Origin of the sequence: Delftia sp. WSY_7 (genome assembly GCF_043104845.1) — a bacterium.
GTDB classification, from domain to species: Bacteria; Pseudomonadota; Gammaproteobacteria; order Burkholderiales; family Burkholderiaceae_C; genus Comamonas; species Comamonas tsuruhatensis.
In genome coordinates this window covers 89,022-101,243 of the sequence record NZ_JBICLB010000033.1, presented here as the reverse complement: position 1 = coordinate 101,243, position 12,222 = coordinate 89,022, and the positions used below count along the sequence as shown (strand labels likewise).

Here is a 12,222-nt window from a genome sequence, read left to right as displayed (position 1 = left end):
ACTCCCGAGCAAATGCAAGACGGCATCCTGAACGGCAACCCTGCCGTTCAGCGCCGGGCGATGGCCAAGGCCATCACCCTTTTGGAATCCACGCGCACGGATCACCGCGCTGCGGCAGATGGGCTGCTCACGGCCCTGCTGCCGCATACGGGCGGATCTTTCCGCCTGGGCATCAGCGGCGTGCCGGGCGTGGGCAAGAGCACCTTCATCGAGACGCTGGGCCTGTTCCTGATTGGGCGCGGCCTTCGCGTGGCGGTGCTGGCCATCGACCCATCGTCCACCGTGTCGGGCGGCTCCATCCTGGGCGACAAGACGCGCATGGAGCAGTTGTCCGTTCATCCGGATGCCTACATCCGCCCCAGCCCCAGCAGCGGCACACTGGGCGGCGTGGCCGAGAAAACCCGCGAGGCCATGCTGGTCTGCGAGGCGGCTGGCTACGATGTGGTCATCGTCGAGACCGTGGGCGTGGGCCAGAGCGAGATCGCCGTGCAGGGCATGTGCGACATGTTCTGCCTGCTGCAACTGCCCAATGCGGGCGACGACCTGCAGGCCATCAAGAAGGGCGTGATGGAGCTGGCCGACCTGGTGGTCATCAACAAGGCCGACATCGACCCGCATGCCGCCACGCGCGCCCAGGCCCAGATCACCTCCAGCCTGCGCCTGCTGGGCATGCACGGCAACCCCGAGCATGCCCACCACGACGAGCGCCTTTGGCAGCCCCAGGTCATCACCATCAGCGCGCTCAAGAAGGAGGGCGTTGAAGGTTTCTGGGGTGCGGTGGAGGAATTCCGCCGCCTGCAGCAGGCCAACGGGCGCCTGGCGCTGCGCCGCGAACGCCAGGCGCTGTCCTGGATGTGGGAGCGCATCGACTCCGGCCTCAAGCAGGCCTTCCGGCAGCATCCGCAGGTGCGGGCGCTGCTGCCCCAGCTGCAGGCCGACGTGGCAGCAGGGCGCATCGCGGCCAGCACGGCCGCCAGAAATCTGCTGCAGGCGCAGGCAGGCCCCGTGGCGGCGCCGCAGTGACGGCCGACAAGACAAGACCAGACAAACCTTACCGTTAGACGTTAGAGGAATCGCAGCATGCAAGACATCCTGGATCAACTGGAGACAAAGCGCGAACAGGCCCGCCTGGGTGGCGGCCAAAAGCGCATAGATGCACAGCACAAGAAGGGCAAGCTCACGGCGCGAGAGCGCATCGAGCTGCTGCTGGACGACGGCACCTTCGAGGAATGGGACATGTTCGTCGAGCACCGCTGCACCGACTTCGGCATGGAAGACAGCAAGATCCCCGGCGACGGCGTGGTCACCGGCTACGGCATGATCAACGGCCGCCTGGTCTTCGTCTTCAGCCAGGACTTCACCGTCTTCGGCGGCGCGCTGTCCGAGACTCATGCCGAGAAGATCTGCAAGATCATGGACCAGGCCATGAAGGTCGGCGCGCCTGTGATCGGCCTCAACGACTCGGGCGGCGCCCGCATCCAGGAAGGCGTGGCCTCCCTGGGCGGCTATGCCGACGTGTTCCAGAAGAACGTGCTGGCCAGCGGCGTGGTGCCGCAGATCTCCATGATCATGGGCCCCTGCGCGGGCGGCGCCGTGTATTCGCCGGCCATGACGGACTTCATCTTCATGGTCAAGGACAGCAGCTACATGTTCGTCACCGGCCCCGAAGTAGTGAAGACCGTGACGCACGAGGAAGTCACGGCCGAGGAGCTGGGCGGCGCCATCACCCACACCACGCGCAGCGGCGTGGCCGACATGGCCTTCGACAACGATGTGGAGGCGCTGATGATGCTGCGCCGCCTCTACAACTACCTGCCGCTGAACAACCGCGAGAAGGCGCCCGTGCGCTACACCTCGGACCCCGTGGACCGCGCCGACAAGTCGCTGGACACCCTGGTGCCCGACAACGCCAACAAGCCCTACGACATGAAGGAGCTGATCCTGAAGACCGTGGACGACGGCGACTTCTTCGAGCTGCAGCCCGACTACGCCAAGAACATCATCACCGGCTTTGCGCGCATGGACGGGCAGACCGTGGGCATCGTCGCCAACCAGCCCCTGGTGCTGGCCGGCTGCCTGGACATCAAGAGCTCCATCAAGGCCGCGCGCTTCGTGCGTTTCTGCGATGCCTTCAACATCCCCGTGGTCACCTTCGTGGACGTGCCCGGCTTCATGCCCGGCACCAGCCAGGAGTACGGCGGCATCATCAAGCACGGCGCCAAGCTGCTGTACGCCTATGCCGAGGCCACGGTGCCCAAGATCACCGTCATCACTCGCAAGGCCTACGGCGGCGCCTATGACGTGATGGCCTCCAAGCACCTGCGCGGCGACGTCAACCTGGCCTGGCCCCATGCCGAGATCGCCGTGATGGGTGCCAAGGGCGCCGTGGAGATCATCTTCCGCGAGGACAAGAACGACCCCGCCAAGCTGGCAGCGCGCGAGGCCGAGTACAAGGCCCGTTTCGCCAACCCCTTCGTGGCAGGCGCGCGCGGCTTCATCGACGACGTGATCCAGCCGCATGAGACGCGCAAGCGCATCTGCCGCTCGCTGCAGATGCTCAAGAACAAGCAGCTGGAAAATCCGTGGCGCAAGCATGGAAACATCCCCTTGTGAAGCACCCCCTGAGCGGCTCCGCCTCTTCCCCCTCTCTAACTCGCTTCGCGAGGGAGGGGGACGACACCCTCGGTGCGGGGCGGCCCTTCCTCGGTGTCCCTCGCGTTGGTCGCGCCGGTTACTGACAGTGCTGGCGAAGCGCAAAACAGGGACAGCGAAGCTGACGACAGCTCCGGTTCCCATGATTTAGTTCCAAGAATGGGCTAAGAAGATGTTCAAGAAGATCCTGATTGCCAACCGCGGCGAGATTGCCTGCCGCGTCATCGCCACCGCCCGCAAGATGGGCATACAGACCGTGGCGGTGTACTCCGATGCGGACCGCGAGGCACGCCACGTCAAGCTGGCCGACGAGGCCGTGCACATCGGCGCCGCTCCCAGCCGCGAGTCCTACCTGCAGGCCGACCGCATCATTGCCGCCTGCAAGCAGACCGGCGCGCAGGCCGTGCACCCGGGCTATGGCTTCCTGTCCGAGAACGAGGCCTTCGCCCGGCGCGTGGAGGAAGAGGGCATCGCCTTCATCGGCCCCAAGCACGCGGCCATCGCGGCCATGGGCGACAAGATCGCCTCCAAGAAGCTGGCCGACAAGGCGGGCGTGAGCACCATCCCCGGCTACAACGATCCCATCGCCGGCCCCGAGGCCGCCGTGGAAATCGCCAAGGGCATTGGCTACCCCGTGATGATCAAGGCCAGCGCCGGCGGCGGCGGCAAGGGCCTGCGCGTGGCCTACAACGACAAGGAAGCCTTCGAGGGCTTTGCCAGCTGCAAGAACGAGGCACGCAACAGCTTCGGCGACGACCGCATCTTCATCGAGAAGTTCGTGCAGGAGCCGCGCCACATCGAGATCCAGGTGCTGGGCGACGGCCACGGCAACGTGATCTACCTGAACGAGCGCGAATGCTCCATCCAGCGCCGGCACCAGAAGGTGATCGAAGAGGCGCCGTCCCCCTTCATCAGCGACGCCACGCGCCGCGCCATGGGAGAGCAGGCCGTGGCCCTGGCCAAGGCCGTGGGCTACCAGAGCGCGGGCACGGTGGAGTTCGTGGTGGGCAAGGACCAGGATTTCTACTTCCTGGAAATGAACACCCGCCTGCAGGTGGAGCATCCGGTGACCGAGTGCATCACCGGCCTGGATCTGGTCGAGCAGATGATCCGCGTGGCCGCTGGCGAGAAGCTGGCCATCGCGCAGGAAGACGTCAAGCGCGATGGCTGGGCCATCGAGTGCCGCATCAACGCCGAGGACCCGTTCCGCAACTTCCTGCCGTCCACCGGCCGCCTGGTGCGCTTTTCGCCGCCCGAGCAGACCATGTGGCAGGCCGACACCGGCCACCTGCACGGCGTGCGCGTGGATACGGGCGTGTATGAAGGCGGCGAAATCCCGATGTTCTACGACTCGATGATCGCCAAGCTCATCGTGCACGGCAGCGACCGCAACGACGCCATCGCCAAGATGCGCGAGGCGCTCAACGCCTTCGTGATCCGGGGCATCAGCTCCAACATCCCGTTCCAGGCCGCGCTGCTGGCCCATCCCAAGTTCAAGAGCGGCGAGTTCAACACCGGCTTCATCGCCGAGCACTACGCCCACGGCTTCCACGCCGAGGATGTGCCGCACGGCGACCCCGACTTCCTGGTCGCCCTGGCAGGCCACATGAACCGCCGCTACCGCGCGCGCGCCGCCACCATCAGCGGCCAGATGCGCGGTCATGAGCTCAAGGTCTCGGCCGACTACTGCGTGGTCGTGCTGGGGGCCGATGGCAAGCACCAGTACCGCGAGGTGCAGGTTTCCGACTTCGACGCGGAAAGCCGCGCCAGCACCGTCACCGTGGACGGCAAGCCCTACACCTTCCGCAGCGAGACGCCGATGCGCGCCATGTGCGTGCAGGGCAGCTGCAACGGCAAGCCTTTCACGGCGCAGGTCGAGCGCGGCACGGCCAGGAACCCGCTGGCCCTGCGCGTCATCCACAACGGCACGCAGATCGACGCCCTGGTGCTGTCGCCGCGCGGCGGCGAACTGCACCGGCTCATGCCCTACAAGGCACCGCCGGACCTGTCCAGGTTCCTGCTGTCGCCCATGCCGGGCCTGCTGGTGGACGTGGCCGTGCAGCCGGGCCAGAAGGTGCAGGCCGGCGAAAAGCTGGCCGTGATCGAGGCCATGAAGATGGAAAACATCCTGTTCGCGTCGCAGGACGGTGTGGTCAGCAAGATCAGCGCCGGCAAGGGCGACTCGCTGGCCGTGGATGATGTGATCCTGGAATTCGAGTGATATCCGCGTGATTCCTGCGCAGCAGGCGTCGACCAGAGAAAAGGCCGGGCAGCAGACCCGGCCTTTTCATTTCCACTGTCGCTTCAACTGCTTTGCCGCACCACCAGCTCATAGCCCAGATCCAGGCTGTGCAATGGCAAGGCCTCGCCGCGCATCAATTGCAGCAGCATGCGCGCGCCTTCGGTTCCGATATGGCCGCGCGGCGTGCGGATGGTGGTCAGTGGCGGCACCATCTGGTCGCTGCCGGGCAGGTCGTTGAAGCCGGCGATGGCGATCTGCTGCGGCACGCGGATGCCGCGGCGCAGGGCTTCGAGCAGGGCGCCCTGGGCGATGTCATCGTTGCAGAAGAAGAGGGCATCGACGGATGGATCCAGCCGCAGGGCGGCGTCCAGCAGCTCGGCGCCCAGCGCCATCGAAGTGGGGCGGGGCCACAGCAGTTCCAGGGCCGGGTCGTGCAGGCCCGCGTCCTGCAGGGCCTGGCGGTAGCCAGAGGCGCGCTGCATCACGCGGGCATCGAGCTGGCCTGCGCAAAAGGCAATGCGCTTGTGCCCGCGCTCCATCAGATGCCGGGTGATGGCGGCTCCGGCTTCGGCCTGCGAAAACCCCACGCTGGGCGTGCCCGGCTCGCCGCCCAGCTCCATCAGGTGCACGCAGGGCACCTTGCTGGCCTGCACGAGTTCCCGCGCAGCGGGGCTGCGGTCAAAGCCGGTGAGCAGCAGGCCGGCAGGGCGCATGGGCAGGTAGGTGCGCAGCAGTTGCTCCTCTTCGGCCCGGTCATAGTGGGTCACGCCGATCAGCGCGTGGTAGCCGGCGGCGAACAGCACCTTGTGCACAGACTCGATCAGGTCCACGAACAAGGTGTTGGACAGCATGGGCACCAGCACCAGCACCTGGGCACTTTTCTGGGAGGCCAAAGCGCGCGCGGCAGGGTCGGGCACGTAGCCCATGCGCGCGGCGGCGGCGCGGATTTTCTCGACCAGGGCCGGGTCCACGCGCCGCTCGCCGCGCAGGGCGCGTGAGACCGTCATGGGGCTGACGCCGGCCGCCTGTGCCACATCGCTGAGCGTGATGCGTCCGCTGGCCCGCGAGGAGCGGGCGCGGCCCGTGGCGGGCAGGGCCGGGTCGCAAGGATCGGCGCAGGACGATTCTGGAGATGCAGGCGGAATCTGGCGGGCCAAGGGAATGTCCTAGGTCGGTGGCGAGAGGGTTGGAGATTATGATAGCGCTATCCCAATCATTCGAAGGCCCGCAGTCCTGCGTGTAAACCCGGACGAAGGCCTCTGAAGCACACCGAAATCCAAGGCAGACCCTGGTCTGCCAATTTTTGCAAGAACATGGATAGCGCTATCCCAACAACAACCGACGCCACCGCCGCAGGCAGCCGCCCACGGGCGCTGGTCGTCATGGGCGTTTCCGGCTGCGGCAAGTCGAGCGTGGGGCAGGCTCTGGCCGATGCCCTGGGCTGGACCCTGCACGAGGGCGATGCCCACCATGCCGAGGAAAGCATCCGCAAGATGCAGGCGGGCATCCCCCTGACCGACGACGACCGCAGCGGCTGGCTGGACCGGCTGGCACGGCTGCTGGCCCAGGCCATGCCGGGGCAGGGCGTGGTGCTGACCTGCTCGGCCCTCAAGCGCAAGTACCGTGACCGCCTGCGTGCCGCCGGCCCGGCCGGCGCCGTGGGCTTCGTTTTTCTGGACCTGGACTACGGCACGGCGTTGCAGCGCGTGCAGGAGCGCGCCGGCCACTTCTTCTCGCCCGAGCTGGTGGCCAACCAGTTCGCCACGCTGGAAAGCCCGGCAGGCGAGCGCGCCGTGCTGTCCGTGGACGCCACGCTGCCGCTGGCCGACATCGTGCACCGCGCACAGGACTGGCTGGTCCATCCGGCGCCGCAGGCCGCCCCTCTCTCCCAGAACCCATAACGCCAGGAGACAAAAACCATGCAATCCGATTCCCCCGCAGTCCGGCCCAAGCCGCGCCTGCAGCACTTTGCCGAGGTGCTGATGGTGCTGGCCCTGGCCGGCATGGTCATTGCCGTGTTCGTCAACGTGGTGCTGCGCTATGTGTTTCACACCAGCATCGTTTCCTATGAGGAAATCTCGCGCCTGCTCTTCGTCTGGCTGGTGGCCATTGGGGCCATCGTGGCCGCTTTCGAGGGCAGCCACCTGGGCTTCGACCTTGTGACATCCCGCGTGGGCCCTGGCGCGCGCAAGGTGTTGTTCTGGGTGTCGCAGGCGCTGGTCCTGGTCTGCATGGGCCTGCTGCTGTGGGGCTCATGGGCCCAGGTGCAGGCCGGGCTGAACAGCTACAGCACCGTGCTGGGCTACCCGCTGGCCCTGGGCGCTGCGGCCACCCTGGTGCTGGCCGTGGGCCTGCTGTTGGTGTCGCTGCGCGACCTGCGCCGCGGCGCGCCGGCAGAAAACCATGGCGAGACTTCGGTCGAGTAAGGAGCAGGCACCATGGTTGTGACCCTGATCTTTCTGGCCGTGCTGATCGGCGGCATGGTGATCGGCATGCCCATTGCCCAGGCGCTGGTGTTGACCGGCGTGGCGCTGATGTGGCATCTGGACTTCTTCGACTCGCAGCTGCTTGCGCAGAACCTGCAGGCCGGCTTCGACAACTTCCCGCTGCTGGCCGTGCCCTTCTTCATCCTGGCGGGTGAGCTGATGAACGCGGGTGGCCTGTCGCGCCGCATCATCGACCTGGCGCGCGCCTATGTGGGCCATATCCGTGGCGGCCTGGGCTACGTGGCCATTGGCGCCGCCGTGCTGCTGGCCTCGATGAGCGGCTCGGCCATTGCAGATACCGCCGCCCTGGCCACCATCTTGCTGCCCATGATGCGCGAGCAAAAGTACCCCGACAGCTACAGCGCGGGCCTGCTGGCCTCGGGCGGCATCATTGCGCCCATCATTCCGCCGTCCATGCCCTTCGTGATCTACGGCGTGACGACCAACACCTCGATCAGCAAGCTGTTCCTGTCGGGCGTGGTGCCGGGCCTGATCATGGGCGTCTTCCTGATCTTTGCCTGGTGGTCCATCGCCCGCAAGTTCGACCTGTCGCGCGGCGAGCGCATGGCCTGGGGCCCGCGTCTGAAGGCACTGGCCAAGAGCTTCTGGGCGATGATGATGCCGGTCATCATCCTGGGCGGCCTCAAGGGCGGCGTGTTCACACCCACCGAGGCGGCCGTGGTCGCAGCCGTCTACGCGCTGTTCGTGTCCATGGTGATCTACCGCGAGATGACATGGAGCCGTCTGTACGCCGTGTTCCTGGCCGCCGCCAAGACCACGGCCGTGGTCATGCTGCTGTGTGGCGCCGCCACGGTGACGGCCTACATGATCACCCTGGCCGACCTGCCCAACATGCTGGCCGACAGCTTCTCCGGCCTGCTGGGCAACCCCATGCTGTTCATGGCCACGATGATGCTGTTCCTGCTGGTGGTGGGCACGGCCATGGACCTGACGCCGACCATCCTGATCTTCGGCCCCGTGTGCGCGCCGCTGGCCGTCAAGGCGGGCATCGACCCCATCTACTTCGGCTTCATGTTCATCTACGTGGGCTGCATCGGCCTGATCACGCCGCCCGTGGGAACGGTGCAGAACGTGATTGCCGGCGTGGGCCGGCTGCGCATGGAGACCGTGATCAAGGGCACGAACCCGTTCCTGATGGTCTATGTGCTGCTTGCCGTGCTTTTCGTGATTTTTCCGCAAATCATCCTGGCCCCTCTGCGCTGGATGCACTGACCCCCCACTACAACCCAAGGAGATGAACATGCGTATTCCCTTTGCACTCGCCGGCCTGATGGCCGCCATCACCACGCTGGCCGCCACGGGCCAGGCCATGGCCCAGGACTTCAAGCCGCGCATCGTGCGCTTCGGCTACGGCCTGGTCGATGACTCCAACCAGGGCCGCGCGGCGCGCTTCTTTGCCAAGGAGGTCGAAAAGGCCACGGGCGGCAAGATGAAGGTGCGCGCCATCGGCAATGCCTCGCTGGGATCGGACACGCAGATGCAGCAGGCGCTGATCGGCGGTGCCCAGGAGATGATGGTCGGCTCCACCGCCACCCTGGTCGGCCTGTCGCCCGAGATGGCGGTCTGGGACACGCCGTTCCTGTTCAGCAGCACCAAGGAGGCCGACGCCGTGCTCGACGGCCCCGTGGGCGAGAAGGTCAAGGCCACGCTGGAGCCCAAGGGCATGGTGGGCCTGGTCTACTGGGAGAACGGTTTCCGCAACCTCACCAACAACAAGCGCCCCATCGCCAAGCTGGAAGATCTGGCCGACGTGAAGCTGCGCGTGATGCAGAACAACGTCTTCCTCGACAGCTTCAAGGCCCTGGGCGCCAACGCCGTGCCGCTGCCGTTCTCCGAACTGTTCACCGCGCTGGAAACCCGCGCCGTCGATGGCCAGGAAAACCCGTTCAACACCGTGCTGTCCAGCAAGTTCTACGAGGTGCAGAAGTACCTGACCATCTCCAACCACGTCTACAGCCCCTGGATCGTCACCGTCAGCAAGAAGTGGTGGGACACGCTGACACCGGCCGAGAAGAAGGTGCTGCAGGACGCCGCCGTCAAGAGCCGCGAGTTCGAGCGCAAGGACACGCGCGAGGAAGCGGCCAAGGCCCTGGCCGATATCAAGACCAAGGGCATGCAGGTCAACGAGCTGCCCGCCGCCGAGGTGGGACGCATGCGCGACAAGCTCGCCGCGGTCAATGCCGGCATTGCCAAGACCGTGGGCCAGGGTACCTGGGATGAGGTACAGGCCGCCGTCAAGCAGGCGCGCGCAGTGAAGTAAGCTTCGATTCAGGGCCGGACGCACCTGGGAGGGATGCCCCGGCCGACATCCACCACAAAGACAACGCGACACAGAGAAAACGCGCATCAGCGCATCCTCAGGACACCCCATGAGCACCATCCACCCCATCGTCGACCAGGTCACGCGCCGCATCCGCGAGCGCAGTGCCGAATCACGTGCCGCCTACCTGGAACAGGTGGACGCCATGGCCGCGCGCCCGCCCGGCGCGCAGTCCATGGGCTGTGCCAACGTGGCGCATGCCTTTGCGGGCATTCCAGGCGGCGACAGGATACGCATCGTGGAGGAGAAGGCGCCCAACGTCGCCATCGTCACCGCATACAACGACGTGCTGTCGGCCCACGCACCGCTGGCCCGCTATCCCGACATCCTCAAGGACGAGGCGCGCAGGCTGGGCGCCACGGCGCAGGTCGCCGGCGGCGTACCCGCCATGTGCGACGGCGTGACCCAGGGCGCGCCCGGCATGGAGCTGAGCCTGTTCAGCCGGGATGCCATTGCCATGGGCACGGCCATCGCGCTCTCGCACGACGTATTCGACGCTGCGCTGATGCTGGGCATCTGCGACAAGATCGTGCCGGGCCTCTTGATCGGCGCCCTGCATTTCGGGCACCTGCCCACGGTCTTCGTGCCGGCCGGACCCATGACCTCGGGCCTGTCCAACGGCGACAAGGCCAAGGTGCGCGAACAGGCCGCGCAGGGCCTGGTCGGCCGCAAGGAGCTGCTGGCCGCCGAATCGGCTGCCTACCATGGCGAAGGCACCTGCACCTTCTACGGCACGGCCAACAGCAACCAGATGCTGCTGGAGGCCATGGGCCTGCACGTGCCGGGCACGGCCTTCATCAACCCGGCCGACGGCGAGCGCGAACTGCTCACGCGCGAGGCCATGCGCAGCGTGCTGGCCATCACCAGGAACAAGCGCTTCGCCCCCATCGGCCGCGTGGTGGACGAGCGCTGCATCGTCAACGCCATGGTGGCCCTGCTGGCCACGGGCGGCTCCACCAACCACCTGATCCACTGGGTGGCGGTGGCGCGCGCTGCGGGCATCACCATCGACTGGAACGATTTTTCCGAGCTCTCGGGCGTGGTGCCGCTGCTGGCCCGCGTCTATCCCAATGGCAGCGCCGACGTGAACCAGTTCCAGGCCGCAGGCGGTCCGGGCTATGTGATCGGCCAGTTGCTCAAGGCCGGCCTCATGCATGGCGATGTGCTCACCGTGCGGCCCGATGGCCTGCAGGAGTTCGCGCGCATTCCGGCCGTGGACAACGGCCAGTTGGCCTGGCATGCGGCCGAAGTCTCCGGCGACCTGTCCGTGCTGCGCCCGGCCGATGCGCCCTTCAGCGCCACGGGCGGGCTCAAGCTGCTGTCCGGCAACCTGGGGCGCAGCGTGATCAAGGTCAGCGCCGTGCCCGAGGACCGCCATGTGGTCGAGGCGCCCGCGCGCGTCTTCGACTCTCAGGAAGCGCTGCAGCAGGCCTTCAAGGCCGGCGAACTGGACCGCGATGTCATCTGCGTAGTGCGCTGGCAGGGGCCGCGCGCCAATGGCATGCCCGAGCTGCACAAGCTCACTCCGCCCCTGGCCGTGCTGCAGGGCAAGGGCTACAAGGTGGCCCTGGTCACGGACGGCCGCATGAGCGGCGCCTCGGGCAAGGTGCCTGCCGCCATCCACGTCTCGCCCGAGGCCTGCGTGGGCGGGCCGCTGGCGCGCCTGCGCGATGGCGACCTGGTGCGCCTGGACGCCGTGGCCGGCACCCTGGCCGTGCTGGTCGATGAATCCGAATGGCAGCAACGCCTGGTGGCCACCATGCCCCGGGCGCTGCGCCAAGCCAATGGCCGGGGTTTCGGCCGCGAACTGTTTGCCGTATTCCGGCGCCACGCGCTCAGCGCAGAAGAGGGAGCTTGCACATGGATCAACGACTGACGGCCTTGGAGCTCATGCAGGACGCGCCGGTCATCCCGGTCATCGTTCTCAACGACCTCGCGCATGCCGTTCCCATGGCCCAGGCCCTGGTCGCGGGCGGCATCCGCGTGCTGGAAGTCACGCTGCGCACGCCCCAGGGCCTGGCCAGCATCGAGGCCATTGCACGCACCGTGCCCGAGGCCATCGTCGGCGCCGGCACCGTGCGCAGCGCAGCCGATGCGCGCGCCTGTGCCCATGCTGGCGCGCGCTTTGCCGTGAGCCCCGGCTACACCAGCGCACTGGGCCAGGCCTGCCAGGACCTGCAGTTGCCGCTGCTGCCCGGCGTGGCCACCAGCGGCGAGATCATGGCCGCCCAGGCCGACGGCTTCAACGAGCTGAAATTCTTCCCCGCCGTGCAGGCGGGCGGCACGGCCATGCTCAAGGCCTGGCAGGGTCCGTTCGGCGATGTGCGCTTTTGCCCCACGGGCGGCGTGTCGCCGGCCAATGCCCAGGAGTTCCTGGCCCTGAAGAATGTGGTCTGCGTGGGCGGCTCCTGGCTGGCGCCCACGGATGCGCTGGAGCAGGGCGACTGGAGCCGCATCACGGCGCTGGCCCGCCAGGCCAAGGCTCTGCGCAAAGCCTGACG

At 67.0% G+C, this 12,222-nt stretch carries 10 protein-coding genes; 9 read left to right on the top strand and 1 reads right to left on the bottom strand.

Translation table 11 applies throughout. The annotated features are described in order from the left end of the window. Positions 1 to 12 precede the first annotated feature (12 nt). The 3 genes from meaB to ACF8ME_RS12585 all read left to right on the top strand — a co-directional run bounded on the left by meaB (position 13) and on the right by ACF8ME_RS12585 (position 4,873). The gene (gene meaB, locus ACF8ME_RS12595) at positions 13 to 1,023 is read left to right on the top strand and encodes a methylmalonyl Co-A mutase-associated GTPase MeaB (protein ID WP_016446052.1); all 1,011 of its coding nucleotides are present in this window, start codon (positions 13 to 15) and stop codon (positions 1,021 to 1,023) included. A 57-nt stretch (positions 1,024 to 1,080) separates the two neighbouring features. Continuing rightward, positions 1,081 to 2,613: an acyl-CoA carboxylase subunit beta gene (locus ACF8ME_RS12590; protein WP_392416737.1), complete on the top strand. Its 1,533-nt coding sequence runs from the start codon at positions 1,081 to 1,083 to the stop codon at positions 2,611 to 2,613. Positions 2,614 to 2,824: 211 nt separating this feature from the next. Then, positions 2,825 to 4,873, top strand: coding sequence for an acetyl-CoA carboxylase biotin carboxylase subunit (locus tag ACF8ME_RS12585; protein ID WP_392416736.1), 2,049 nt, complete (start codon positions 2,825 to 2,827; stop codon positions 4,871 to 4,873). Positions 4,874 to 4,956: 83 nt separating this feature from the next. Here the strand turns inward: ACF8ME_RS12585 and ACF8ME_RS12580 are convergent, their stop codons facing one another. Then, positions 4,957 to 6,051 (bottom strand): LacI family DNA-binding transcriptional regulator, encoded by a 1,095-nt coding sequence (locus ACF8ME_RS12580; RefSeq protein WP_046983925.1) that lies wholly within the window; start codon positions 6,049 to 6,051, stop codon positions 4,957 to 4,959. 156 nt (positions 6,052 to 6,207) lie between these two features. Between ACF8ME_RS12580 and ACF8ME_RS12575 the strand changes: the two genes are divergently transcribed. The 6 genes from ACF8ME_RS12575 (at position 6,208) to ACF8ME_RS12550 (ending at position 12,220) form a co-directional block, all read left to right on the top strand. Next, positions 6,208 to 6,795 (top strand): gluconokinase, encoded by a 588-nt coding sequence (locus ACF8ME_RS12575; RefSeq protein ID WP_370690597.1) that lies wholly within the window; start codon positions 6,208 to 6,210, stop codon positions 6,793 to 6,795. A gap of 18 nt (positions 6,796 to 6,813) precedes the next feature. Then, positions 6,814 to 7,320: a TRAP transporter small permease gene (locus ACF8ME_RS12570; protein WP_016446057.1), complete on the top strand. Its 507-nt coding sequence runs from the start codon at positions 6,814 to 6,816 to the stop codon at positions 7,318 to 7,320. Positions 7,321 to 7,332: 12 nt separating this feature from the next. Beyond that, on the top strand, positions 7,333 to 8,613 hold the full coding sequence (locus ACF8ME_RS12565) for a TRAP transporter large permease (RefSeq protein ID WP_016446058.1): 1,281 nt from the start codon (positions 7,333 to 7,335) through the stop codon (positions 8,611 to 8,613). Positions 8,614 to 8,641: 28 nt separating this feature from the next. After that, positions 8,642 to 9,661, top strand: a complete 1,020-nt coding sequence (locus ACF8ME_RS12560) for a TRAP transporter substrate-binding protein (protein ID WP_034367023.1) — start codon at positions 8,642 to 8,644, stop codon at positions 9,659 to 9,661. A 109-nt stretch (positions 9,662 to 9,770) separates the two neighbouring features. Beyond that, positions 9,771 to 11,597, top strand: coding sequence for a phosphogluconate dehydratase (gene edd / locus ACF8ME_RS12555; protein WP_151019679.1), 1,827 nt, complete (start codon positions 9,771 to 9,773; stop codon positions 11,595 to 11,597). Then, positions 11,582 to 12,220 carry a bifunctional 4-hydroxy-2-oxoglutarate aldolase/2-dehydro-3-deoxy-phosphogluconate aldolase gene (locus ACF8ME_RS12550; protein WP_392416733.1) on the top strand — a complete coding sequence of 213 codons (639 nt, stop codon included), beginning with the start codon at positions 11,582 to 11,584 and terminating at the stop codon, positions 12,218 to 12,220. The genes edd and ACF8ME_RS12550 overlap by 16 nt, the downstream gene beginning before the upstream one ends. Positions 12,221 to 12,222 lie beyond the last annotated feature (2 nt).